Source organism: Halovivax gelatinilyticus (assembly GCF_024300625.1).
Classification (GTDB): Archaea; Halobacteriota; Halobacteria; order Halobacteriales; family Natrialbaceae; genus Halovivax; species Halovivax gelatinilyticus.
Genome location: NZ_CP101322.1, coordinates 2,505,481 through 2,530,452 on the forward strand (window position 1 = coordinate 2,505,481; position 24,972 = coordinate 2,530,452).

23 protein-coding genes and 3 pseudogenes are annotated in these 24,972 nt (G+C 62.2%); 12 read left to right on the forward strand and 14 right to left on the reverse strand.

Annotated elements, in window-relative coordinates; all coding sequences use genetic code 11:
* Positions 1-31: 31 nt before the first annotated feature.
* On the reverse strand, positions 32-1,468 hold the full coding sequence (locus NKH31_RS11850) for a hypothetical protein (RefSeq protein WP_254862007.1): 1,437 nt from the start codon (positions 1,466-1,468) through the stop codon (positions 32-34).
* Between the two features lie 99 nt (positions 1,469-1,567).
* Here NKH31_RS11850 and NKH31_RS11855 point away from each other — a divergent pair, with 99 nt between their 5' ends.
* Both NKH31_RS11855 and NKH31_RS11860 read left to right on the forward strand, forming a co-directional pair.
* Positions 1,568-2,257, forward strand: a complete 690-nt coding sequence (locus NKH31_RS11855) for a hypothetical protein (RefSeq protein ID WP_254862008.1) — start codon at positions 1,568-1,570, stop codon at positions 2,255-2,257.
* Positions 2,258-2,349: 92 nt separating this feature from the next.
* Positions 2,350-3,504: a hypothetical protein gene (locus NKH31_RS11860; protein ID WP_254862009.1), complete on the forward strand. Its 1,155-nt coding sequence runs from the start codon at positions 2,350-2,352 to the stop codon at positions 3,502-3,504.
* Positions 3,505-3,517: 13 nt separating this feature from the next.
* On the opposite strand, the gene carA is transcribed toward NKH31_RS11860, so the two are convergent.
* Positions 3,518-4,597: a glutamine-hydrolyzing carbamoyl-phosphate synthase small subunit gene (gene carA, locus NKH31_RS11865; RefSeq protein WP_254862010.1), complete on the reverse strand. Its 1,080-nt coding sequence runs from the start codon at positions 4,595-4,597 to the stop codon at positions 3,518-3,520.
* A 102-nt stretch (positions 4,598-4,699) separates the two neighbouring features.
* On the opposite strand from carA, the gene NKH31_RS11870 reads away from it, so the two are divergent.
* Positions 4,700-5,113 (forward strand): Lrp/AsnC family transcriptional regulator, encoded by a 414-nt coding sequence (locus tag NKH31_RS11870; RefSeq protein ID WP_254862011.1) that lies wholly within the window; start codon positions 4,700-4,702, stop codon positions 5,111-5,113.
* A gap of 57 nt (positions 5,114-5,170) precedes the next feature.
* On the opposite strand, the gene NKH31_RS11875 is transcribed toward NKH31_RS11870, so the two are convergent.
* Both NKH31_RS11875 and NKH31_RS11880 read right to left on the reverse strand, forming a co-directional pair.
* On the reverse strand, positions 5,171-6,220 hold the full coding sequence (locus NKH31_RS11875; protein ID WP_254862012.1) for a VPS10 domain-containing protein: 1,050 nt from the start codon (positions 6,218-6,220) through the stop codon (positions 5,171-5,173).
* A gap of 124 nt (positions 6,221-6,344) precedes the next feature.
* On the reverse strand, positions 6,345-7,115 hold the full coding sequence (locus tag NKH31_RS11880) for a PHP domain-containing protein (protein ID WP_254862013.1): 771 nt from the start codon (positions 7,113-7,115) through the stop codon (positions 6,345-6,347).
* 61 nt (positions 7,116-7,176) lie between these two features.
* Between NKH31_RS11880 and NKH31_RS11885 the strand changes: the two genes are divergently transcribed.
* The 3 genes from NKH31_RS11885 to NKH31_RS11895 all read left to right on the forward strand — a co-directional run bounded on the left by NKH31_RS11885 (position 7,177) and on the right by NKH31_RS11895 (position 9,235).
* Positions 7,177-8,091 carry a diacylglycerol/lipid kinase family protein gene (locus NKH31_RS11885; protein ID WP_254862014.1) on the forward strand — a complete coding sequence of 305 codons (915 nt, stop codon included), beginning with the start codon at positions 7,177-7,179 and terminating at the stop codon, positions 8,089-8,091.
* 48 nt (positions 8,092-8,139) lie between these two features.
* The gene (locus NKH31_RS11890) at positions 8,140-8,703 is read left to right on the forward strand and encodes an NUDIX hydrolase (RefSeq protein ID WP_254862015.1); all 564 of its coding nucleotides are present in this window, start codon (positions 8,140-8,142) and stop codon (positions 8,701-8,703) included.
* 229 nt (positions 8,704-8,932) lie between these two features.
* A complete protein-coding gene (locus NKH31_RS11895; protein WP_254862016.1) occupies positions 8,933-9,235 on the forward strand; it encodes a DUF7853 family protein in 303 nt (100 codons plus the stop codon).
* A gap of 102 nt (positions 9,236-9,337) precedes the next feature.
* Here NKH31_RS11895 and NKH31_RS11900 read toward each other — a convergent pair.
* From NKH31_RS11900 to NKH31_RS11910, 3 genes and pseudogenes are all read right to left on the reverse strand, one after another.
* Positions 9,338-10,177 (reverse strand): annotated as a pseudogene (locus NKH31_RS11900) (IS5 family transposase).
* Between the two features lie 209 nt (positions 10,178-10,386).
* Positions 10,387-10,914, reverse strand: a pseudogene (locus NKH31_RS11905) (DDE-type integrase/transposase/recombinase).
* Positions 10,915-11,454: 540 nt separating this feature from the next.
* The gene (locus tag NKH31_RS11910; RefSeq protein ID WP_254862017.1) at positions 11,455-12,537 is read right to left on the reverse strand and encodes a hypothetical protein; all 1,083 of its coding nucleotides are present in this window, start codon (positions 12,535-12,537) and stop codon (positions 11,455-11,457) included.
* A gap of 282 nt (positions 12,538-12,819) precedes the next feature.
* Here NKH31_RS11910 and NKH31_RS11915 point away from each other — a divergent pair.
* A pseudogene (locus NKH31_RS11915) lies at positions 12,820-13,107 on the forward strand (IS5/IS1182 family transposase); the annotation flags it as partial.
* A gap of 215 nt (positions 13,108-13,322) precedes the next feature.
* On the opposite strand, the gene NKH31_RS11920 reads toward NKH31_RS11915, so the two are convergent.
* Both NKH31_RS11920 and NKH31_RS11925 read right to left on the reverse strand, forming a co-directional pair.
* Positions 13,323-13,661: a DUF7977 family protein gene (locus NKH31_RS11920; RefSeq protein WP_254862018.1), complete on the reverse strand. Its 339-nt coding sequence runs from the start codon at positions 13,659-13,661 to the stop codon at positions 13,323-13,325.
* A 67-nt stretch (positions 13,662-13,728) separates the two neighbouring features.
* Positions 13,729-14,769, reverse strand: coding sequence for a zinc-binding dehydrogenase (locus NKH31_RS11925; RefSeq protein ID WP_254862019.1), 1,041 nt, complete (start codon positions 14,767-14,769; stop codon positions 13,729-13,731).
* 88 nt (positions 14,770-14,857) lie between these two features.
* On the opposite strand from NKH31_RS11925, the gene NKH31_RS11930 reads away from it, so the two are divergent.
* Positions 14,858-15,592, forward strand: a complete 735-nt coding sequence (locus NKH31_RS11930; RefSeq protein ID WP_254862020.1) for a 5-formyltetrahydrofolate cyclo-ligase — start codon at positions 14,858-14,860, stop codon at positions 15,590-15,592.
* Positions 15,593-16,164: 572 nt separating this feature from the next.
* Here NKH31_RS11930 and NKH31_RS11935 read toward each other — a convergent pair.
* The 4 genes from NKH31_RS11935 to NKH31_RS11950 all read right to left on the reverse strand — a co-directional run bounded on the left by NKH31_RS11935 (position 16,165) and on the right by NKH31_RS11950 (position 19,659).
* Entirely contained in the window at positions 16,165-16,560 is a 396-nt protein-coding gene (locus NKH31_RS11935) for a DUF7126 family protein (protein ID WP_254862021.1), read from the reverse strand.
* Entirely contained in the window at positions 16,557-17,474 is a 918-nt protein-coding gene (gene guaA / locus NKH31_RS11940) for a glutamine-hydrolyzing GMP synthase (protein ID WP_254862022.1), read from the reverse strand. The genes NKH31_RS11935 and guaA overlap by 4 nt, the downstream gene beginning before the upstream one ends.
* A complete protein-coding gene (gene pyrG, locus NKH31_RS11945) occupies positions 17,474-19,153 on the reverse strand; it encodes a glutamine hydrolyzing CTP synthase (protein ID WP_254862023.1) in 1,680 nt (559 codons plus the stop codon). Before pyrG ends, guaA begins: the two co-directional genes overlap by 1 nt.
* Before the next feature lie 230 nt (positions 19,154-19,383).
* Positions 19,384-19,659: a PadR family transcriptional regulator gene (locus tag NKH31_RS11950; protein WP_254862024.1), complete on the reverse strand. Its 276-nt coding sequence runs from the start codon at positions 19,657-19,659 to the stop codon at positions 19,384-19,386.
* Between the two features lie 213 nt (positions 19,660-19,872).
* Between NKH31_RS11950 and NKH31_RS11955 the strand changes: the two genes are divergently transcribed.
* Positions 19,873-20,436 (forward strand): NUDIX hydrolase, encoded by a 564-nt coding sequence (locus NKH31_RS11955; RefSeq protein WP_254862025.1) that lies wholly within the window; start codon positions 19,873-19,875, stop codon positions 20,434-20,436.
* 97 nt (positions 20,437-20,533) lie between these two features.
* On the opposite strand, the gene NKH31_RS11960 is transcribed toward NKH31_RS11955, so the two are convergent.
* A complete protein-coding gene (locus tag NKH31_RS11960; RefSeq protein WP_254862026.1) occupies positions 20,534-21,940 on the reverse strand; it encodes a hypothetical protein in 1,407 nt (468 codons plus the stop codon).
* 359 nt (positions 21,941-22,299) lie between these two features.
* On the opposite strand from NKH31_RS11960, the gene tgtA reads away from it, so the two are divergent.
* From tgtA to NKH31_RS11975, 3 genes are all read left to right on the forward strand, one after another.
* Positions 22,300-23,778, forward strand: coding sequence for a tRNA guanosine(15) transglycosylase TgtA (tgtA, locus tag NKH31_RS11965; protein WP_254862027.1), 1,479 nt, complete (start codon positions 22,300-22,302; stop codon positions 23,776-23,778).
* Between the two features lie 116 nt (positions 23,779-23,894).
* Positions 23,895-24,323, forward strand: coding sequence for a TRAM domain-containing protein (locus NKH31_RS11970; RefSeq protein WP_254862028.1), 429 nt, complete (start codon positions 23,895-23,897; stop codon positions 24,321-24,323).
* A 164-nt stretch (positions 24,324-24,487) separates the two neighbouring features.
* Complete coding sequence (locus NKH31_RS11975; protein ID WP_254862029.1) at positions 24,488-24,946, forward strand: universal stress protein; 459 nt, start codon at positions 24,488-24,490, stop codon at positions 24,944-24,946.
* The last annotated feature ends 26 nt before the right edge of the window (positions 24,947-24,972 follow it).

Consider the following 24,972-nt stretch of genomic DNA (forward strand, 5'->3'; position numbering starts at 1 on the left):
GGTTTTCACTGGTTCGAGGGCGCAGCCGCCGTCACTCGGCGTGCGGAGAGGCTGTCGTATGCAAGCGAATATCGCGTTCGGGTCCGAGATCGTTCGCTCGCTCCTCGAACCGATCGAACGCCATCGGCGGCGGGTGGGCGTACCGCGCGCGGATCGTCTCCGGGAGGTCCGCGTGGTATCGGACGTGGGTCTCGACGTCGTAGGGGAACTCGGCCTCGTCGACGCCGACGAAGCCGCTCCTGGTTCGCGCGGCCGACAATACCGACCGCCAGCGATCGATCGAGGCGAGGCCGGCGGACTCGATACCGTGGGCGAACAGCGTCGCCCAGATCTCGTCGTACGGCTCGGTCGCCGAGAGGTACGACTCCAGGGCGTCGGCGTTCGGCTGCGTGTTGAACGCCGTCCAGTACGGGACCGATCCGGTTCGCAGCGTCCACCAGGGTTCGAGGAGGGCGAACGACTGGACGAACAACCGATTCGACTCGACGGACCGGGTCGCGTAGTAGTCGCGATACAGGTCCGCGACGAACGGACTCAGGTCCTCCGGGTGGTCGAACGAGAGGCGACGAACACCGTGTCCGCGTTCGCGGGCGAATCGTTCGACGTCGTCGCGAAGCTTCGGCTCGAACCCCCACTCCGATTCTGGGACCTCGACGTCCGGATCCGGCGTGTTCCACGCGCGGATGCCGGCTCCCTGATCGGCGAGAAAGTCGGCGACGAGTTCGCTCCCCTCGTAGTACTCCGTCGGTTCGAGACCGCCGTGACCGCCGACCTGAAACGTGTGCCGGTCGCCGAGGTCGATCGCCGGCCACTCGTACGTACACTCCAGCGTGAGAATCGTTCCGCCCGGTTCGAGGACCGTCTCGAGGAACTCCTCGTACGCCGGGCCGAGGACGCGCGACTTCGTCCGGAAGTACGCCAGTTTTTCGACCATCAGGCGGTCCTGATTCGGGTCGTGCATCTGGGCGAGGGTGACGTCGGGATTCGCCCGAAGGAACTCGGGTGCGTGTTCTCGCCCCCAGGCGATGTCCGCCCGGATGGCGTCGGCGTCCATCGATCGACGAACGGGGACCAGAAACGTCTGGGGCAGGTACGGAATTCCGAGCAGCGCGGAGAGGTGCACCGCCGCGCCGTTGCTCGATCCGACGATGACGGCCGGGTAGCCGCGATCGGGATACTGCGCCGTGACCCACTCTCTAAAGCGTTCGACGTCGATATCGCCGAGGGAGTCCGGATCGACGCCTTCGTTCGCGCCACCTCTCGTGTACAACGACGTTCTGACCGATCTGGGGAGTCGATTCACCCGTTTTGCGAGCGGACGTAATGTGGGGTGGATCATGCCGAGCGCCGGAAATGCTTCGCCACGGAGTGCGCTCGCGCTGGCGCGAACGAACGCCGTCGTCGAGTCGAAGTTCGCCAATCCGGTGGGTGTCGACCGATCGCCGGCGAGCAGGTTCGATATCCGCATCGGTAGTCGGCTACCACGGCCAGTCAGGTATAACTCGGGCGCCGGGGTGTGCGTTGCCGGGCCGGGATTCAACTGGCTGGTCGTCGAAGGGTGGTCACTATGGGAGACGAATCCGCTGACACGGACCGTTCGACCACGCCGATTCCGTCGATGGCGAGGCGTGCCAGGGACGGAACGTTCGCGCTCGTGGGCGGGGCCATCGCGTTGCTCGTCGCGGTTCGAGCGGCGGGGAGCAGTCGCCTGCGAGCGCTCGCGGGCGCGCTCGTCGGTATCGGCTTGATCCGGTACGGCATACGAAAGCGGCGGTTGGCTGACGACCGGAACGGGCCGGCGGGTCGAGATTCCGAGACCGAACAACTCGGTTCCGCCGACCAGCGCGAACCGCTCGTCGACGCCGCGGCTGGCGAGACCCACCGCCGCGAACCGTCCGGACCGGGCCACACGTCGGACGAAGGCGTCTCGATCGACATCTCGTCGCCGGCGACGGCCGACGAACCCGGCGAAGCGGTCGGCCCCGACTCGGCTCACGCCCAGCCGACCCAGACCGAAGCCACCGAACCCGAGGCGGATCCCGACGCTGACGTCGGCGGTGATCACGTAGACGACGGCGAATCGGGCGAGGCTGACACTGTCGACGACGGCGAATCGGGCGAGGCTGACATCGGGGATGAGAGGGCGGCAGACGCCGGAGCGGCGGACGCGGAATCGGACGTCGAGGACGCCGACGCGACTCGCTCGGGGGCCGGCCCGGACGACCCCGACGGGCCCGGCGGATCGCCGACGAACTGACCTGCGACGCGGTGAGTCCGGAATCGCTTCCGTTCGGGTACAGGACGGTATCGACGGCCCGTCGCCGGGATCTCTACGTCACTGGCGAGTGTATGAACGGATCACGACCCGCGAACCGATTCGCACGATACTACGGGATCGAGGCGTGGCGCCGGCTCCGCCATTACGGCGTCACGCGAGTCCGTGGCTATCCCGACCGGGGCGACCCGACGGCCGCGGCGCGTCGTATCCTCGCAGAGCGAGCCACGTCCGGCGCGACCGCCGGCGGCCACTTCGAGGGCGTCTGGCCCAGAGACCTCTGTTTCGCCGCGCGCGGCTTTCGCGTCGCCGGATACGACGATTCCCTCCGGGAAGCGGGCGACCGGCTCACACACGTTCTCGAATCGGCGGACGTCTTCTACACCGACGTTCACGGGACGTACGCCGCGGCGACGCCAGCCGAGGGCGTCGATACGTTTCCGGCGCTGGTGGTACTCCTGGCGGAGGTCGAGGCGCTCGAAACAAGCGCCGAACCGATCAGCGCGCTCGCCGAGCGTCATCGTGAGCGGTTTTTCGACGACGAGCGCGCGATCGTCACCGGTAGCGGCAGTTCGTGGTGGGACTCGGCCGCCGCGCCGAGAGAGACGTACAACACGGCGATGCTCCTCGCTGCGGTCGAGCGACTCGACGCGCTTGGCGTCGAGACGACGTACGCCGGTTGCGCCCAGCCCATCCGCGACGGCCTCCTGACCCACCTCTGGACTGGAACCCACTTCGCGGAGCATCGGGACTCGAGCGTGCTCGCTTGCGACGCGAACGTCGTCCCGCTGTACTTCGATCTCATCGACGGCGACCGGACCCGATCGATCGTCAACGCGCTCGACCGGCTCGAGACGCCGAACGGGCTGTGTATGCGCGAACGACCGTTCTCGCGCCGAGAGGTCCACCCGTTCTTCGTCTACCACCGCGACTACCACTACCACGTCTGGCCGTGGAATAGCCTCATGTACGCGAACGCGACCTACCGGGACGGGTTTCGCCGCCGGGCGGCCCGCGAGCGAGAACGCGTCGAGGCGACCTGCCGCGAGCACGGCACGTTCCTCGAAGTGGTGTCGCTCTCCGGGCGACCGTACGCCCGCCTCGGCTACGCCAGCGCCGGCGACTTTACGGTGGCCGCCGCGCTGTGGCTGGAGTTAGCCGATCGGCGCGGCTCGCTCGAGCTGATCGAACCGAACCGTCAGGAGAACACCGGCAGAAGAGAGACGTGAGCCGTCGAGGGATTCAGTCGTCGCAGGCGAGAGCCGCCGAGGTCCGCGGCGCGTCGGCCATCGCGAGGACGTCGTCGAAGAAGTCGAAGGTGTCTTCGGGGCCGGGGTTGGCTTCGGGGTGGTACTGGCGGGTGAGGACGGAGCAGTCGACGCCGTCTAAGCCCTCGGGCGTGTCGTCGTTGACGTTTCGCTGTGAGACTTCGAGGCGCGGGCCGGGGTCGTCGACGGTGTAGCCGTGGTTCTGGGTGGTCATGACGACCGTCCCCGTTTCGAGGTCGATGACGGGCTGGTTGACGCCGCGGTGGCCGAAGGCCATCTTTTCGGTGGTGCCGCCGAGTGCGAGCGAGACGATCTGCTGGCCGAGACAGATGCCGGCGATCGGGAGCTCGTCGACGTACTCCTGGACGAGCGAGACGGCCGCCCGGTAGTTCTGCGGATCGCCCGGTCCGTTCGAGACGAAGAGGATGTCGGCGTCGATGGCGTCGACGTCGGCGGGCGCCGCGTCGTGGGCCAGGACGTGAACCGTCGCGTCGCGTTCGACCAGCGACTCGATGATCGAGCCTTTGGTTCCGCAGTCGACGAGCGCGACGGTCGCGCCGTCGTTGTCGGCGCCGTGGATTTCGGTCTCGGCGACGCTGACTTGCGCGCCGATCTCGGTGTGGTCGCTCATGGCGATGCAGCGCTCGAGTTCGGCGAGTGCGTCTTCCGGTGTCGCGTGCTCGCCGACGGCGATCCCACACTGCATGGCGCCGCCGTCGCGGACGTCGGTGACGATGTCTCGAGTGTCGAGGTGATCGACGGCCGGCACGCCCTCGTCGGCGAGCCAGTCTGCGACCTCGTCGGTCAGCTCCCGGGCCAGGACGGCTCGGGGGTGAACGCGATCGGACTCGAAGCGCTCCTCGCGAACGCCGTAGTTGCCGATCAGCGGGTACGAGAACGTCAGGATCTGTTCTTCGTACGATGGGTCTGTCAAACTCTCTTCGTATCCCGTGTAGGCGGTCGTGAAAACCAGTTCCCCACGGGCCGTCCCCGGTGAACGACCACGCCCCTCGATCACGTGGCCGCCCTCCAGTGCTACGTAGGCCGGTGGCATTACGAGATACGTACCAGTGGAAGGGTCATAAGTGTTGTCTTCGAAGCGGAGTTACGATTTTCGTAATCATCAAGTACGATCCGTCCGTACCGTCGCACCTCCATGGACGACCTCGACCGACAGATTCTCGACGTGCTCCGTCGGGACGCCCGCACCCCGTACACCGAGATCGCAGCACAGGTCGGCACCAGCGAGGGCACCGTTCGAAACCGCGTCGACCGGATGGTCGAGTCGGACGTCATCGAGCGGTTTACCGTTACCACGCGCACGGGGAACGTAAAAGCGATGCTCGAGATCGGCGTCGCCGTCGACGTCGACACCCGGGAGACGACGAAGCGGATGGCCGAATGGGAGGAAGTCGACTACGCCTGGCAGGTTTCCGGTGAAGACGATATCGTCCTCGTCGTCGACGCGGCCGACACCAGGGGGATAAACGGTCTCATCACGCGCGCACGCGAGCAGGACGAAGTCGTCAACACGAAGACCCGCCTGATCCTCGACGAACAGCGCGGATGACTGTCTCGAACCGTACAGCGGATCCTCGACGAACAGTGCAGGTGAGGCCACACTCGGTTACACGGCTACTACCTCGAGTCGCCAGATCTTCGGGAGTCCGTCTGCCAGTACGCGCCACGTCTCTCCGGCGTCGTCGCTGAGATACAGGCTACTCGACTCGCCGTCTTCGGGTTCGTCGCCTGCGTACAGCAACGTCTCGTCTGTTCCGGGAACGAGCCGAAGCGTATCGGCCGGTCGGGCGGCCGGAAGTTCCGAGCCGATCGACTCCCACGTCGTCCCGCCGTCGTCGCTGCGAACCAGCGGATCGCCGTCGCGATCGGCGTAGGCGAAGAGCCGGTTCGGCCGGTTCGGATCGAATATGATCGCGTGGAGATACCGTCCCTGAAGGGCTTCGATCGACTTCCACGTCCCGCCCGCATCCTCACTAACCTCCAGTCCGCTTCCAGTCGCGGCGAGCACTCGATCCGGATCGGTCGGGTCGATCTCGATCCGGTGGAGGTCGCGTCCGACGAGCGCCTCGTGCCACGTCTCGCCCGCATCGTGCGTGTAAACGAGCGCGCCGTGTTCGACGCCGGCGAAGAGGCGATCCGGGCGGTCGGGGTGGATCGCGATGCCGTGGACGTGGCCGGCGCGAAACGGTTCGTGAAAGAACGTCCACGACGGGCGACTCGTGAGCGACTCGAGCGCTCGATACGCCTCGAACGTGCGGCCGCCGTCGCGTGAGACGTACAGCATCGGCGGCTCGGTCCCGACGTACACCGTCTCGGGGTCGGTCGGATCGCGCGTGACGCCCCAGACCCACTGGTCTTCGAAGCCGACAGTTTCCGTCGTTCGTCCACCGTCTTCCGTGTGATACAATCCCCAGCCGCGCAGGCCACAACCGACGTACGCGTCTAGCGGATCGTCCGGGTTGATCGCGACGTCTCGCACGGCGTTCCCCTCGGCGCCGTGGCCGACCGCGTCGAAGTCGTCGCCGACCCACCGATACGTGGCGAGTCCCTCCGCGGTGCCGAGGTAAGCGAGGTAGGCTCCGGCCCCGTCGGTCACGGTGGTCGAGGTGGAGGCGTCCGTCCGCTCGTTCGTTCCAGTCGTCGGTTCGGGGGTCATACTGGAGCGTAGGTGAACCGACGTAATAACGACTCGCTGAAACGAATTTCCGTCACCCTCGTGATCGGTACGCCGACGTTGCTGCGCTCACCCCGTCGACAGTGTCGGTTTCGACCGACGGCGCTCACCGGGTTCGCTCGCGCTCGTCCCGGACGTCCTCGCCGTCGGATTTCGAGTCGGCGGCTTCCTCGCCCGACGGTGTCCCGACGCCCGGCGTGGGTCCGACGTCGCCGTCGAGGGCGCCGATCGTCCCCTTCTTCCGGTGGACGCTCCGGTAGAGGCGACGGATTCCGCGATCGATCAAGCCGTTCGCGACCTCGAAGTCGACGCGCCCGTCGCGTATCGCGTCGACGACCGATTCGGGCGTCAGCTCGTCGGCGTCGATCCGCGTGTAGGCGCGACCGACCTCGACGGGGAAGTGAGCGTCGCTCCCGCCGATCAGCGGCAGGTCGAGCTGGTCGGCCACCGCTTCGACGAGCGGTCGCGAGCGCGGGTGTTTGCCGTTGACCTCGACCGCGTCGAACGGGACGTCCGCTGCCTCGCGGACGGTGCTGTTTCGAAACGGGTGGGCGACGATCGCCGCGCAGTCGCGTTCGTGTGCCAGCTCGACCGCTTCGGCGGGGGTGAGGGTACCCGGCTCGGTCGCCTCGGGTGGATTCGGACCGACGACGAGGACGTGCCCCCGGTCGGTCGAGATCTCGATTCCGGGGATCGTCACCGGAGTGGTCGAGTCAAATCGCGTAAAGTAGTCGTGGTTCGTCGTCGCGACGCCGTCTAAGCCGCGTCTCCCGGCCGTCGCGAGCAGCAGCCGGTGGCCGAGCGGGTCGAATCGGTCGCCGAGGCCCTTCCGGCCGTGGAAGAACCGGGTGTGTGCGTGGAGATCGACGTGATACACGGCTTCGTTCGACGTATGCCTGCGAGCCCCTTTTTCGCTTTCTACTCGTACCGATTCGTGCATGGCCTCCGAGCGACGTGTCGTCATCCTCAATCCGGTCAGCGGGAGCGAAGACCACGTGGACACGGTCGTCGAATTGGCGGGCGAGTACGACGCCGAGGTTCGCGTCACAGACGCCGCCGGCGACGCGCGGGAGCTCGCCCGCGAGGCCGCACCCGACGTCGACGTGGTCGTCGCTGCCGGCGGCGACGGAACGGTCAACGGGGTCGTAAACGGCATCGCCGACGCCGACGCCCTCGATTCGACGACGCTCTGTGTGGTGCCGGTGGGGACGGGAAACAACTTCGCGTCGAACGTCGGCGTCGACGACGTAGAGATGGCGTTCTCCGTGCTCGAAGGCGGTCGTCGTCGCCCCCTCGATCTCGGCCTCGCGAACGACCGGGCGTTCATCAACTCCTGCGTCGGCGGAATCACCGCCGAGGCGAGCGGCGCCACGACGTCGAAGCAAAAACGCGAGTTCGGCGTCCTCGCGTACGTTCGCGAGACCGTAGACCGCGTCACCGAGTTCGACCCCCTCCCGCTTCGCGTCGAGACGACGGCGGGGCCCGACGGTGGACCGACCTCCTGGACCGGCGAGGCGCTGTTCGTCTTCGTCGGCAACGCCCGGCGGTTTTCCGGCCGTCGAACGGCCCAGGCGAACGTCGAGGACGGCTGTTTCGAGGTGATCGTGATCGGCGAACTCCCGACGGGCGGGCTCGTCGGCGAGAACGGGTTGGAGCGGTTGTTCGATCGCGAAACCGAGCACATCGTCCGCCGCCGGACGCCGTCGGTTTCGATCGAGAGTGCTGGTGGTCCCGTTCCGTACAGCCTCGACGGCGAAGTGCTGGAGACGGATCGGCTCTCGGTGGCGGTGGCACCGACACGGTTGTCCGTGGCCGTCGGTGACGGATATCGAATCGAACCGGACGACCGGTGATAGCCACGAGCCGATAGGCGTTTGGGCCCGGTCGTGCTGGGTGGAGGTATGCCCAGCCAGTCCGACGACGCGTCCGACCATCCGAACGCGAAACAGGACGTCATCGCGGTCGACGCCGACGACACCGAACAGGGGCTCGTCAACCGGCTCGAAGCGCACACCGGCGACGGGATCAGACACCGGGCGTTCACCTCGCTCGTCTTCGATCGCGACGGTAACATCTTACTCGCCCAGCGGGCGCCGGAAAAGCGTCTGTGGGGAACCTACTGGGACGGAACGGTCGCCTCGCACCCGGTCAGCGGTCAGAGTCAGGAGGCCGCCACGCGACAGCGCCTCGAAGAGGAACTCGGCGTCACCCCCGACCAGTACGACGACCTTCGGCTCACCGACCGATTCGAGTACAAGCGCTACTTCGAGAACGCCGGCGTCGAGCACGAGGTCTGTGCGGTCCTCAAGGTGACGCTCGACGACCGCCGTCTCGACCCGGACGAATCGGAGATTGCGGGACTGCTGTGGGTGCCATACGATCGACTTCGAACCCGCCCCGAGTGGTACCGTCAGCTCCGCCTCTGTCCCTGGTTCGAAATCGCGATGCGTCGGGACGAACCGTGAGGGGACGGACGGTACCGCCATCGACGAGGCCCGTTCGGCCGTAATCGCGGCGTTGTTCGATCGTCGTCGAACGCAGTACGCAGAACGTTCGATTCGGTAGTCGCTCGTTTCGTCGATCGCCCGACGGCGCCACCACGCCTCACTATTGAGTTGGATGCTAACAAGCAACAAGGTTTATGAACGCCACCTCCGTATCGACGCCCGTGAGCCGACAACGGCTCCGATCCAAATGAGTTCAGCGCCGACGGAATCACAGACGTACGACGTCGACTTCACCAGAGAACAGCTGTGGGTCGTCCACCACCGCCTCGTCACACTGGCCGACGAGGCGTTCATCGACGGCGACCAGCCGCCGGAGTGGCTCGTCGACTGTTTCGACCGGATCGAAGACGGCGAGCCGACGCTCACCGCGCGTCAAGTGACGGAACTGCAATCTGCGCTGGCAACGTACGTCAGTCACCCGGAGACGCCGCCGTCGGACGAACAGGCCGGGACGGCCGTCATCGAACGGTTGGCCGAGTACGCCGACTAGGTCGCGTTCGCTAGGGGTTCGAAAATTGTACGACTCTGCTGGGCATGAGTTGAGAATCCTCTAGTCGAACTACTTTGATGGGCCTTGTTTAGGCGCCTGAATTCATTGGTTTGAGCGGTCGAGCGCTAGTTCGACGTTTCTGACGGCACATTTCAGCACGAGCTCACGAAACTGCCCGAACCAGGTTCGAGCTCGGACGATCTCGCCGTATTTTCGTCGGAGCGCGAAAAACGTCGCTTCGATATTCGGTCGTTGATGGTACGTTGTATCATCGAGCAAGACATTGTTTGCGACGCCGTGCCAGCCGAATTCGCGGTGCTTGATCACCGGCGTAACACCCTCAGACCGCAATTTATGACGAAGTAGTTCCCAGTCGTAGCCTTTGTCGGCAGTCAGTATCGTCAATTTCACTAGGTTCCGCGTGAGCAGTTGCCACGCAATTTGAGAGTCGTGCGGTTGTTTCATCGAGCAATGAATGTCGAGAATCACACCGGTCTCGCAGCCGATCAACGCCGTCGTTTTCACTGCTCTGAACGTGTAATTCGTTCGTTTGGCGAATTGCTGGCTCGCCGCGACGCGATCCATCCCGGTTGCGTCGATTGCCTGAATTTCGCCGGTGTCATGCAATTGCGCCGATAGTCAGGGGAAATCGCGCCAGATCGGCATTTTCAGCGGCTGCATGCGCGCACAGACAGTCGTAATATCGGGCAATTCAGCGGGTTCTTGGTCTATAATTCGACCAATTCGCGGCATTTCTGAGAATACGTCGAGCAGCCGTCGATACGGCAAATCGAGGTAGGTTTTGAGGCCGTGGATCGTCACAATTACCCAGTCGGCGTAGCCGCCCTTACCTGGTTGAAACGCCAGCTCCGGCTGTCCAGCGACGGCTTTTTGGGCGAGCGAAACGACTTGTTCGGTGAAGCGGGTGATCTTCGTTTGCACAACCGAACCGTCCCGCTTCACTTCCTAGTACTTTCGACAAGTGGCAGCGTTGACTAGGACCCTAGGACTTACTAGTGACGACTCCTCCGTAGTGATCTCGGACATCTAAACAAGGCCCATTGTTGTAGCCTGTTTAAGAACGGTCGTGTTCAGATCCGCTGATTCCATGCAAATGCTAGCGATCCTAACTACTGGTCGACCGTTTCTAGTTATGCATGACTGAATTAGTTGAAAAACAAATACGTACATCGTTTGATTTCTCGAAAGACTCGTTCGACGCTATTTCGTTCACCGTGTCTTTCGTATGTGAACGAGAGTTTGTGACGTTGACAGGCGTATTGAAGCGAATAATCACCGTCGATGAGGCTGAATCTCTCATCGACGTCGTATTTTTCTCGAAGGTCTGCGAAGAATGTACTCACAATCACCTTGTTTCTGGTCGGTACGAGCGTTGTATACAACAATTCATTTTTAATGCGTATCGACCGCAGCGTACAGCCAGTATCGTTCACCGTTGAGTTGGATCACCGTTTCGTTGACCGCGACGTGATCCTGATATAGCCCTAATTGTCGGTGTCATTCTACCTTGTGAACCAGTTTGAACCGTCGATAGAGCCCGGTGAATGCTGAATACGTCGAGAATCGAGACCGTGTTTGCGAGCCTGAGACCAGTCAGATTACGTTGAATGCCGAGTAATAATCAGTTGTGGAGTTGCTTCGCGCTCCACAAAATCCAGGTCAACTGGCCGATACTACCAGCAAAGTGGTCGGTTCCTGCTATTATACTCGAAACCGCTACCGCCTCACTCCTTCAAAATCCTATTTGATCACCGCCATTCCAACGGACGAAAACAGCTTTTATAGATTTATAACCGACCAAGTCTGGAGCGAATCAACCGGGGCACCCCAGTCTCAAAGTGTGCATATTTGCTGGCGAGGTATACCAGCAGAACCATACTAGTAAACACTCCATATGCATTTGCCTCTAACAGTCTGAGCGACATATCCAGTATTAGAGCCAACATTCCCAACGCCCAAGCCCATGTTTGTAGCAACCAAAGTCCGTATACTATACCGAATATGATCAAACAAAACACCAGATATCCCACTCCAAGCACAATATTGTTCCCTTCGCCGGCGAGAAGGAGAAGAACTGCGTTATATAGGATCCACCCACCACCTATGATGAAGAGTATGCAAAGCAATTTGATCCCGAGCGGTGTTTTTACGGGTTGGGTTGGTGAGATGCTTGTGTATGTCATGTAAATATCAAAAAACTATATTCTAATATATGTTGCTGTGTCGTCCGAGTGGTGATCTTGTGGTGCTATGGGGTATTTCGAAGGGTTCTTTCGGATTTCACCAAACTCAACCCGCTGTAATCCTTTGTTGTTCAGTTGAGATTCCGTCATTGAAATGTAGTCCTCTGGATTGTTGTTCGGTGCCTGCACAGTTAACGAGGTGTTCGTCCCCCAATTACCTTCGAGTCCTCCTTCTGTGACATTAACTGTTACCGTTTGCCCTGGATCCATCTGTTGCAAACTGACACGTGCCCAAGTTGAGAACTCACCACCGATATTAAGGTCATAATTAAAATTAATAGACGTGCCATGACCAGGATCATTTGTAAGCATATTATGCATACTGCCGAGATATTCACCAGTATCCACTCCAGCACCTAAAAACGGCACCCAACCAAGAATGTATTCCGCTGTTCTACCAGCGACATTGGATACGTCGTAGTTCTGATATTGCGTCAGATCCTCAGTAGCGCCAACCCAGTCTTCTTCGTCATAGATATTGGTGTAGGTATATAGGTCTGCTGGCTCCGGTCCGATGGACGCAGTAGTGCTATACTCCGTTAGCCACGTCCCCGGATCACCAGTATCTTCATGAACCATCGATACCCCACTATGGATTATGAAATCAACCGCCCAGTGCGGTGATTGCCCTTCTATCGGATACCAGCCATAATTCCACGCGAGCAGTGTTCCTACGTTGACTTCGTATCGATTCCCGGCCAAGAACTCACTCCTTGTCATACTATCCATATCGACGAGTGGAGATTCGTAACAACATTCTCTCGTGTACCACCCATCATATTGACAGTTCCCTTCATCCCAGCACGCGTCAACGGTGTTGACTTCAGAATCTTCTCTAAATTCCATCTTCGTCGGACAGAAAGGGTCGTTGTATTCCCATTGACCGCATTCAGTGGAAGATTCTTCGCGGATAAATTGTTGTGAGTTTGTTTCGGAGGCGGTAACCATTCCAATGATTCCAATAGCAACTCCGCTCGAAGCGACCGAGTTAAGTACGGCTCGTCTACTGGGAGACTGCTGGAAATTTTTACCCTCCATATCTTGTAGTTGTCATGCTAGGTGATAAAACCTTCTTTGATACTAATCATAGTATTCTCTAATGCATCTGTTTGTGCGGGTTACAAATATAGTGGGAAACACATAGACAAATCGCCGAAAGACGTACAACTGTTTTACAAACACTCCAATCAAAACCAATATGGTGAATATCCATTTCTTGGGGCGCTTCTATACATCTCTAATAACACATATATAATTTTGTATATTTATATTATTAGAATTATGGAGTAGTGGTGGAGGTCATAAGGTGTCCATGTCCAAATCTCTCGCTTCACCGGGACAGTCGTGACGTTGGCAAAAAATTGTTGGTGGCCGTGGCGAAGTCGCCGCCCCGTAGAGTGGCGGCGGATTCGCCGACCTCGCGGTCGTTTTGCACTACTATCCCCGGATTTACCTGGAGAAACCCTACGGCGAAGCGCTCAATCTGCTGAGTGAAACGCCACAAATACTGGCCGAGATCAACCTTGAGAAGGTTGATCTCTCCGATCACTCGACGCTAGTGAAGCCGTTTGAAAAATCAAGATGGCGGTCTGGCGTGTATTACACCGTTCTCAGCCAATAATATCATACCATTTAAATATAAGAAATATCATGGCTCCAAAGGACCGACTCTAACAGATAGGTACCAATCCGGACCCGTAATCCGATCACCATCTCAATTTAACGAATTCCGCCTCGTCATCCATCGGTTCCACGACCTGATTTGGGTTTCACTCTCTGGTGATTAATTATCCGACTACTAGGAATTCGTTGGTTACGTCCACTTACGGACGCGTCGTCGCCCACACCGCCGTGACGGCGAGCAGAATCGCCGGGAGCAGCGGGAGTAACACGAGCGCGAAGAGGTAACTCTCCCCGCCGGGCGGGAGGAGGTAGATGGTGAGCGGAGCGAAGACGAACGCGACGATGATGACGCCGACGAGAATCCAGCCGCGTCGGCCGAACGTTCGGTCGACGGCCGTCGGGTGCGTGCCCATCAGGTCGGCGTCGGCTCGATCGGAATCGGTCGTTTCGTCGCCGTCGATCAGCGCGCCGTCTTCGTCGATCCGCTCTCCATCCTCGTCGTAGGCGTCCGGATCGTGGACGTACCTGTCATCGCTCACGGCTGCCGGTTGTCGTTCGGAGCCTATGTGTGTGCCGTTTCGACCGTCAGGGACAGCGTGACGACCGTCAGAACTCGCTGTCGGGAACGACGACGACCTTTCCGAAGCCCTCGCGCTCTTCGAGCAGTTGGTGTGCTCGTGCGCTCTCGCTCATCGGGAGCACCTCCCTGATCGCCGGTTCGAAGGTGCCGTCCCAGACGAGGCTCATCACGTCGTCGACCTGTCCCGGCGTCGCCATCGTCGAACCGATTATCTTGAGCTGGTTCCAGAAGATGCGCGGGATGTCGGTCTCCGGATTCGGCCCCGTCGTACCGCCGCAGGTGACGAGTCGTCCGCCCTTCGCGAGGCTCTTGATCGAGTCGCGCCAGGTAGCGGCTCCGACGTGATCGACGACGACGTCGACGCCGCGCTTTCCGGTCTCCGCGCGAATCCACTCCGCGAAGTTTTCGGTCTCGTAGTTGCAGACGTGGTCGGCGCCGTACTCGCGGGCGGCGTCGAGTTTCGCCTCGGTCGATCCGGTCGCGTACACCTCGGCGCCGACGTAGTCGGCGATCTGGACGGCCGCGTGCCCGACGCCGCCGCTCGCGCCGAGGACGAGCACGGACTCGGTCGGGCGCAGGTCGGCTCGGTCGACGAGCATCCGCCAGGCCGTCTGGAAGACGAGACACGACGACCCGGCGACCGCCCAGTCGACGCCGTCGGGAACCGGAATCAGGTTGTCCTCGGCGATCGCGGCGTACTCGGCGTGAATTCCGGGGACGTGCTCGCCGATGACGTGGTAGCGCACACAGCGGGTCGGGTCGCCGTCCCGACAGAACTCACACTGGCCGCAGCTGACGCCCGCCGAGAGTGCCACCCGATCGCCGACCTCGAATCGCGTGACGTCGTCGCCGACCGCTTCGACGACGCCGGCCCCGTCGCTCCCGGGAACGTGGGGAAGTTCGAGGTCGAGCGTCGGCAGGCCCCGGCGGACCCAGACGTCGAGGTGGTTCAGGGCTCCGGCTTTGACGTCGACGAGCACCTCGTCGTCGCCCACGTCGGGATCCTGGTGCTCGCCGTACTCGATCACGTCGCGATCGCCGTGTTCGGTGAACGTGACTGCGTCCATGTGCGTCCCTTGGTCACCGAACCCATAACGGTTGATACATCGCCGCTCGATCGGGACGCCTATGTCCGTCCCGGTCCCGTCGGGGAGTGTGACGTCGAAACAGGACCTCCGCGAACGCGTCTGGGACGACCTCGAAGCGTCGGGCGTCGCCCGCTTTCCGTTTCCGCCCCACGGGAGAATTCCGAACTACGCGGGTGCGAGTGAGGCGGCCGACCGACTCGCCTCAACCGCCGCCTGGCGAGACGCAGAGACGATCAAGGCGAATCCGGACGCCCCGCAACTCCCCGTCCGTAGGCGTGCCTTACGCGACGGAAAACGACTCTACGTGGCCGTTCCCCGCCTCCGTGACGAGCGGTGTTTTCTCGAACTCGATCCGGCAGAAATCGACGATTACGACGCTGCCACCACCGTCTCCGGTATCTCGACGCACGGGGTTGCCCGGACGCCGGACGCACTCCCGCCGATCGACCTGATCGTCGCGGGCAGCGTCGCCGTCTCCGAAGACGGCGGACGCATCGGTAAGGGAGAGGGCTACAGCGACATCGAGTGGGCGGTCCTCTCCGAGTTCGACCGCGTCGACGAGACGACGTCCGTCGTCACGTCGGTCCACGAACGCCAGATCGTTCCGTCGGTCGACGCCGACGAACACGACGTGCGTCTCGACCACGTCGTCACGGCCGATCGAACGATTTCGACCGACGGGTTCGATCAACCGAGCGGGATCGACTGGTCGCTCCTCTCTGCGGAGCGAATCGAAGCAATTCCCGTTCTCGCGGCGATACAGGCGTCACGGAGCGGTGACGATAGCCCGTCGAACTCGTAGTCGACACGCAACCGATCGGACGAACGCGTGTACTCGTCGACGAACGCGACCGCTGCTGGGCCGATCTATCCGCTACACGATCGAACTATGCCCTACTCGATCGACCTGTGCGGTACTTAGTCGGTCTACGTACTACCCGGTCGAGTCTACGTACTACCTTGTCAGCCGCTACGCTGATCGTTCGTTCTCAGCAAAAACGTACCGCCGGGAGGTGCTAGGCCCGGCCGTACGCGATGTGGCACACCTGACGGGTGCTGTGGTGGGATGCTGGAAGTCACGGGCTTCGACCGTTGACGTCGTGCTGCCCCGTGTCCTCCATCAAGTCGATGGTGAGTGATGGACTTCAACCGCCACGACCGTCCAGAACAGTTACCGGTCGATCAATCCGAATTGCGCCGATTTTACTTCGGTTGAACGGTCGGCAGGCCGGGCCTACTTCACCCCTTTTCGGCCCGATCATACGCCTTATCTGGTGGATGTGGCCATTAATTATTACTTACTACTCGTTCGCTGATCTGTTCGAATTACTGTCAAATTGACTTCGAGCAAAACGCCGATCGTGGGGTCGATACTCAGGCCGTTCCAGCCAGCTCTTCGGCGACGATCGTCGGGCCCATCGCCTGCGGATCGATCGCCAGGTCGAGCTGGCCGCGAACGAACTCCGGAACCGAACCGCTCGCGTAGGCGACGATCCGCAGCCGCGTCGTGAGATCTCTGGCGATCGGAACCGACGTCGCGTCCGCGTACTCGGTAAAGACGTAGAGATCGACGTCCGTGATGCCGGCCGTCTCGAGCGCCGGCCGCGTCGGCGGTTCGTCCAGTCGCGTAACCGCGACTCCTTCGGCTTCCAGCGCGCCGGCGATCTGGCCGTCGTCCGGACCGGCGACGATCGCGGTCGACGCCGGTTCGTTGCTCGACGCCCGCGGCTCGTCGTCCGTTCGGTCCGTGGTGTCTGCTGGATTCGTCATTCGTACTCGATCGTCGCCGGTGGCTTGTGCGTCACGTCGTAGACGACGCGCGCGACGTTCTCGTTCTGACCGGTGATGCGCGACTGGATCCGCTGGAGGGTCTCCCAGTCGAGTTCCTGTGCCCGGGCGGTCATGCCGTCCCGAGAGTCGACCGAGCGGACCGAGACGACCCAGCCGTGGACCCGGTTGTCGCCTTTGACGCCCGTCGCCTTGCCGATCACGGCGGCGAGCGCTTGCCAGGGCTCGTACTCTTCGAGTTCGTCCTCGACGACGTGACAGGCCTCGCGGGCCACCTCGAGTTTCTCGTCGGTCACCTCGCCGATGACGCGGACGGCGAGGCCGGGGCCGGGAAACGGCATCCGCTCGGCGACGATCTCCTCCAGACCGAGGTGACGAGCCACCTCGCGAACTTCGTCCTTGTAGAGGTCGCGAACCGGTTCGACGATGCCGTCGAAGTCGACGACGTCCGGGAGGCCGCCAACGTTGTGGTGTGACTTGATTCCGCCTTCGGACTCGATCCGATCGGGGTAGATCGTCCCTTGCACCAGATAGTCGGCGTCTGCGTCTTTCGCCTCGCGTTCGAACTCGCGGATGAACTCTTCGCCGATGACGGCTCGCTTTTCCTCGGGATCGGTTACGCCGGCGAGCGCGTCGAGAAACCGCTCCTTTGCGTCGACGATCTGCAACGAGTCCATGTAAGCGAACGTTTCGCGAATCTGGTCGGTCTCGCCCTTTCGCATCAGGCCGGTGTCTACGTAGACAGGCGTCAGTTGTTCACCGATCGCCTCGTAGGCGAGAGCGGCCGAGACGGACGAGTCGACCCCGCCGGAGAGGCCGATGACGGCATTGGCGTCGCCGATTTCGTCTGCGATCTCGTCTATCGCCTGCGGGACGAAGGTCTCGACGTCGACCATCAGGCGCTCACCTCCGTGTCGCGGACCGATTCACGGTCGTCGGCAGACTGGCTGTCGTCGGCGCCGTCGACGACGGCCTCGACGAACCCGACGAACGGCGGGCTCGGGTCGTCCGGCCGGGAGCTGTACTCGGGGTGGAACTGGGTGCCGAGGAAGAACGGGTGGCCCTCGAGTTCGAGGATCTCCATTCGGTTACCCGCTGTGCCGGAGAAGACCATCGGTTCGTCGTCGAAGTCGTCGAAGTACTCGGGGTTGACCTCGTACCGGTGGCGGTGGCGCTCCGTACAGGACGTATCGCCGTAGAGGTCGTACGCCAGCGTCTCCGGTTCGATGACGGTCGTGTGCTCGCCTAGGCGCATCGTCCCGCCCATGTTCTCGACCTCGTACTGCTCCGGGAGGATGTCGATGACCGGGTGTGGCGTGTCGGCTTCCATCTCGGCGGAGTGGGCCTCGTCGTAGCCCAGGACGTTGCGGGCGTACTCGACGACGGCCATCTGGAAGCCCAGACAGAGCCCGAGGAAGGGGACGTCGTTCTCGCGAGCGTACTGGACCGCCTCGATCTTTCCTTCGGTGCCGCGCATCCCGAAGCCGCCGGGGACGATGATCCCGTCCGCGCCGTTTAACCGTTCGACGTGGTGGTCGGCCATCTCGTCGGCGTCGACCCAGCGAGTCTCGACGTCGACGCCGAGTTCGAATCCGGCGTGTTTTAACGACTCGTGAATCGACATGTAGGCGTCTTCGAGGTCGTACTTGCCGACGAGGGCCACTTCGACGGTTCCGGACTTCTCGGTCGTGACGATCTCGCGCCACTCGCTGGCGCGTTCGCCCTGCGGAAGCGCTTCCGCCGCGAGGCCGAGTCGTTCGAGTACGTACTGATCCAGCCCCTCCTCCTCGACGACGAGCGGGACGTGGTAGATGTCCTCGACGTCCGGGTTCGAGAAGACCGCCTCGGTCGGGATGTCACAGAAGAGTGCGATCTTCTCTTTCGTCGCCGGATCGAGTTTGTTCGGACTCCGTCCGACGATGACGTCCGGGTGGAGACCGATCGAGCGAACCTCCTTGACGGAGTGCTGGGTCGGTTTCGTCTTCTGCTCGCCGTTCTTCGAGTACGGGACGAGCGTGACGTGGATGAACAGGACGCTCTCTTCGGATTCTTCGTGGGCGAACTGGCGCAGCGCTTCGAGGTAGGGCATTCCCTCGATGTCGCCGACCGTGCCGCCGACCTCGACGATGCAGACGTCGCTCCCGTCGGCCGCCTCGCGAATGCGTCGCTTGATGTCGTCCGTGATGTGCGGGATGATCTGGACCGTCTTGCCCAGGTAGTCGCCGGCCCGCTCCTTCTCGATGACGTGCTGGTAGGTCTTGCCCGTCGTCACGTTGTGGTCCGAGGTCATGTCGATCCCGAGAAACCGCTCGTAGTTCCCCAGGTCGAGGTCGACCTCGCCACCGTCTTTGAGTACGTACACTTCCCCGTGCTGGAAGGGATTCATCGTCCCCGCGTCGACGTTCAGGTAGGGATCGATCTTCACCGCGGTCACGTCGAACCCGGCGTTTTCGAGCAGTCGGCCGGTGCTCGCGGCCGTGATGCCCTTCCCGAGTCCCGACATAACGCCGCCGGTGACGAAAATGAACTTCCTTCCCAGCGAGGGATCGTAATCGGTGTCCGATTCCGTCGGCATACCGACTCTGCGCGGGTCCGGTTGAAAACGATTTCGGAGAGCCACCGTGCGTGCGATAGTATCGCTTCCGAGCGCATCGGTTGGTCTGGGCCTCGCATTACCGTGCGTCTCGCGAACGGTGTCTCGCTGGCTTTCGGAATCGTTCCGTATCGACAACCAGTGGCTCGAGTTGTCACTGTCTGATCAGCCATCGATCCGCAGTCCACTAGAGTAAGTGCGACGGCCGAGCGCTACGGTTCGACGTACCGCTCGACCCACTCCTGACGGTTTTCGAGCGCGCGTTTGCCACTCGGCGTCAGCGCGTAGTAGTTCGTCCGTCGGTCGAGCTGGCCCTTCTCGACGAGGCCCTGTTCGACCAGGGCGTCGAGGTTTGGGTAGAGCCGCCCGTGGGTTACGGGCTGGTCGACGTAGTCGTTTATCACGTCGAGTATCTCCTGACCGGACGGCCGGTCCATGCCGGTGATGACGTACAGCAGGTCGCGTTGAAAGCCGGTGAGCTGATCCATGTGACTCAGAAATCGATGGTTCACGAACTAGTGTCTTTGTTATGCGATATGTACGACGAACTAGTACGTCCAAACATCGCGTATGGGTGCCCGAAACGGCCTGGTACGGGCCGTAATACCCGACTTTGGGGGGTTTAATTTCGAGCGCCTGTCAACCGCTCGTCCGAGCGTCGCAGCCGGACCCTTTTTCGCTCGCCGCCCGTATCGGCGCGTATGACCGACGATTCCCTCGCCTGGGAGACGCGCGATCGGACGGTAGCGTACTCCTGTCCCGGATTCGATGTGATTACCGAGGACGTCCGGCTGCCCGACGGAACGGAGACCGACTTCGACTACCTCTCCGAACCCGAGAGCGTGGCGATCCTTCCGCTCACCCCCGACGGATCGGTCGTCGCGATCGAGGAGTGGCGCCAGGCTGTCGGTCGCGTGAACCTGGGCATTCCCGTCGGCGGCGTCGAACCCGACGATACCGACCTGGAGGCATCCGCTCGCCGGGAACTCACGGAGGAGACGGGATACGAAGCCGAGCGGATCGAATCGCTCTGTACGGTCGAGCCCGCGAACGGTCTCGCCGACAGCGTCACGCACTTCTTCGTCGCGAGGGGGTGTCGACCGACGGCCGAGCAGGACTTAGACGCCGACGAGACGATTCGCGTCGAAGAGCGCTCGCTCGAATCGCTCGAACGCGCCGCGCTCTCTGGCGAACTCAGCGATGCCAGGCCGGTGCTGGCCATCGCGTACTATCGGCTCGCAGAATCTTCCGACGTCGGCGAGTGAGAGCTCTCGGCACCGAAGACGAATAACGGACACGTCGCTCGTGCGGCGAGCGCGGGTCGAAAAATAACCGAAGCGTCACGTCGTGCCGATCGAACGCTTAGATCAGCGCGCCGATCGACGGTGCGGCGTCGTCAGCTTCGTCGTCATCGTCCATCTCGTCGTCATCGTCCATCTCGTCGTCATCCATTTCGTCATCGTCCATCTCTTCGTCATCCGTTTCGTCGTCGACCTCATCGTCCTCTAGTTCCTGTTCGAGCTGGTCTGCGTCGAGCGTGACGGTGTCTGCACTCCCGTCAGAGATCACCATCGACGTGGCACTGGCCATCTCGATGGTCTCCGTTTCGCCCACGTCGTTCTCTTCGTCGTCGACGGCGTCATCATCATCCATCTCGTCGTCATCCGTTTCCTCGTCGTCCATCTCGTCATCATCGACGCCGTTGTCCTCATCGTCGACGCCAGCTTCGTCATCCATTTCGTCATCGTCCATCTCTTCGTCATCGACTTCTTCGTCGTCAGCCTCTTCGTCCTCCTCTTCGTGGTCCTGCAGCGTGTCGATCGTGAAGGACTCGACGGTCACGTCCTCGATGTCGAACTGTTCGATGGTCAGGTGGTCGAGTTCCTGAACGTCGTTGTCCTCGTCGTCGACGCCGTTGTCGTCATCGACTGCTTCGTCATCCATTTCGTCATCGTCCATCTCTTCGTCGTCATCGACGCCGTTGTCCTCGTCGTCGGCGGCGTCTTCGTCATCCGCCTCGTCGTTGTCGTCGTCATCGTCGTCGAACAGTCCACCGAACCAGTCGCTGATTCGGTCGACGATGCCGTCGTCCTCACCGACTTCGAGGTCCTCTAGCATCATCTGGTCGACGTTCATCTCTTCGATCGTCAGATCCTGGACGTCGAGTTCGGATGCATCCTCGTCGAGGACGGTGTCTTCGTCATCCATCTCGTCGTCATCCATTTCCTCGTCGTCCATCTCGTCATCGTCGACGCCGTTCTCTTCGTCGTCGACGGCGTCTTCGTCATCCATCTCGTCGTCATCCATCTCTTCGTCGTCCATCTCGTCGATCTCGCCCTCTTCGAAGTCTCCGATGGAGACGTCCTCGAGTTCGAGCGATTCGATCTCGATGTCGGAGATCGTGACGTCTTCGATCACGTCGTTCTCTTCGGCGTCGTCGGCGCCGTTGTCGTCATCGGCGGCATCTTCGTCGTCGACGTCGTTCTCGTCCGTATCTACGTCGTCTTCGTCGTCCGCGTCGTCATCGAGTTCCTCCTCGAGTTCTTCGCGGTCTTCGACGTGGAGTTCATCGACGTTGAGTTCCTCGATCGTCACGTTCTCGACCGTGACGTCGTCGAAGGATAGTTCGCCCACCTGTACGTTTTCGAGCGTCGCGCTCATCTCTCCGGTGTCTTCACCGCCCGCGGCCGCCGTCGCCATTCCCGGTCCGGACAGAGCGACGGTTAGCGCGATGAGTACGACACCGATTGCCTGTAGTCGTGAGACCATACGGGCCCATCAAACCCAGGTATCGGGCTAAAACGCACAGACTGTTTCACCCCCTTCCCGAAGAAAGGACGAATTTGAGCGGGAGGGGTACGAAGTAACCCCGTATTCATGGATCGGGCCGTTGGCGGTCGTTCCGACTCGAAGCAGGTGGTGGATACGGCCGACCCGGCGATACGCGGGACGGTCTTCGGTTTCGAATCGTAATCGACGCTTCAGCGCCACCGTCGTCTGATCGGTCTCGACACGGTCGTCCGATCGATCTCGATGCCGAGCCGAACCGATCGACTCGCGGAGCCGTCGATACCGTTCGACGCCGGCCAGAACGCAACGTTTACCGACGGCGCCACGTCAGGACACTCATGCGCGAGTGTTTCGAGGTCCGAACCGTCGACGCCGGGGGCCGTATCGGTGAACTCTCGGTTCCGCGGGCCGGGACGACGATCGAGACGCCGGTGCTCTTACCCGTAATTAACCCACACCTCGACACCCTCTTACCGCGGCGACTCGCCGACGAATTCGGTGCCGAGGCGCTCATAACGAACGCGTACATCTTTCACGGCTCTGAGGACTTTCGAGAGCGGGCGCTCGAAGACGGACTCCACGACGTCCTCGACTTTCCAGGGGTAATCATGACCGATTCGGGCTCGTTCCAGCTGGCCGAGTACGGTGAAATCGACGTTACCACGGAGGAAATCATCGACTTCCAGGCGTCGATCGGCTCCGACATCGCGACGCCGGTCGACATCCCGACGCCCCCGGACGTCCCCAGAGACCGGGCCGAATCCGAACTGGAGACGACCCGTGAGCGACTCGAACTCGCCGCGTCGATCGAGACCGGCGACATGCTCGTCACCGCACCGGTCCAGGGGTCGACGTACCCCGATCTCCGGGAGGCCGCCGGGGCGCACGCGGCCGCCACCACTCTCGACGTCTTCCCGATCGGCGCGGTCGTTCCGCTCTTGAACGAGTACCGTTACGCCGACGTGGTCGACGTCGTCGCCGCCGCCAAGCGCGGACTCGGCACCGACGCGCCGGTCCACCTCTTTGGCGCCGGCCATCCGATGATGTTCGCCCTCGCCGTCGCGATGGGCTGTGACCTCTTCGACTCGGCCGCCTACGCGCTCTACGCACGCGACGACCGGTATCTCACGGTTCGCGGAACCCGACACGTAGACGACCTAGAGCACCTGCCGTGTTCGTGTCCGGTCTGTCTCGAACACGGGGCGGATGGGCTCGCCTCCCTCCCCGACGATCGCCGGGAAACGGCGTTGGCCGCCCACAACCTCCACGTGAGTTTCGCGGAGATCAGGCGGATCAAGGCCGCGATCCGGGCAGGCAACCTCCTCGAACTGGTCGACGAGCGCGCACGGGCCCACCCGGCGATGCTCGACGGCTATCGGGCGCTGCTCGATCACGCAGACCAGCTAGAGCGCACCGATCCGGCCTCGAAGGGGACCTTCTTCTACACCTCCCACGAGAGCGCCCACAGACCGGAGGTCCGACGCCACCACGACCGCCTCGACCGACTCTCGGTTCCGGACCGGCTCTTTCTCTCCCAGTCCGGTGACGATCCGCTCGAACCGTACGACGAAACCTGGCGCGTCGTCCCGCCGTTCGGACCGTTTCCGCGCGCGCTGTCGAAGAGCTACCCCGTAAACGCTGAGGTGCCCGACCGGACCGATCGATCGGCGATCGAAGCCGCCGCACGCGGCGTGAAACGTCTGGTCGAGGAGAATCCGGAGACGTCGGTCGGCCTCGGTCACGAGGGGTGGCCGCGTGACGTCCTCGAATCGCTTTCCGATCGGGTCGAACTCGTCGATCAGTCGGGTGCCGACTGACTTCCGGGTTGCGCGCTTGCCTCGGTCACTTCTCTACGAGTCGGCGTCGACGGGCGTCGTTCTCGTTCGAGTCGGATAGAAACACCGAATAGGGAGGACTCGCCTCTCTCGGAACGATGCGCGAACAGGCCGTCGATCTGTGGGACGCCGTCCGGACGCTGGATCCGGAGACGCTGTCGAGCGTCGAGCTCGCGGCGGTGGTCGCCGGTGCGGTCGTGGCGGTCATCCTCGTCGGTTGGCTCTTCGTGCGGTTCCGGCGCTGGTGGCGCGTCCGTCGCGAGCGTCGTCGCTCGTGGAACCGCCACGCCGACGCCCAGGACCGCGAGCCGCCGGTCTCCGTCGGCGAGACGTACACGGTGGCGATCCAGGAGTTTTCACACCACCACTCCGGCGAACGACACGCCGTCGCCAAAATCGAGGGATTCGTCGTCTTCGTCAGAGACGTTCCGCGGACCATCTCACCGACGGAGACGATTCGCGTCTCGATCCTCTCGTTCAACCGCGGGCGGACCTCGGCGACCGCGACGTTCGTCGAGCGAACTTAACGCTCGTCGACGTTGACCGTCTTCGCACGTGTCGATGCCGCGTGCTGGGGCTGACTTCCCTTTACACCAACACGAGTGATCGAGTCACGTTCAGGCCGCGAACGTCCGCCAGACCGTGGCGAATACCCCCGCAATTTTTGGCGGTCCGCTGAGTTGGAGCGGCCATGGATCGAGGACTGATCGTCGTCGGCGACACTGACCGCCACCGGGCGCTGCTCGAGACGGCCGGGGAGTTCGCCGTCGGTTCCGGCGCCGAACTGGTATTGCTGTCAACACTTCGACAGAGCGAGTACGAAGACGACCGCGACGCGCTCCAGGGGTTCGAACGGATCGAGGGGGCGAGCTACGGTATCGACACGTTCCGGAACAACCTCACCCAGAAAGCCCAGGCGCTGGCGAACGAGACGATCGCCGATCTCGACGTCGACTACGAGATCGAACCGCGCGTCGTCGAGGATCGCTCGCTCGCCGAAGAGATTCTGGCGGTCGCAGACCAGGCCGACGTCGATCACATCTTCATCGTCGGCCAGAAGCGCTCCCCGACGGGGAAGGCGATCTTCGGCAACGTCGCCCAGTCGGTTATTCTCGGCTTCGACGGACGGGTCACCGTCGACCTCGAGTGACCGCACGGCCGAGTAACTCCGGCCGA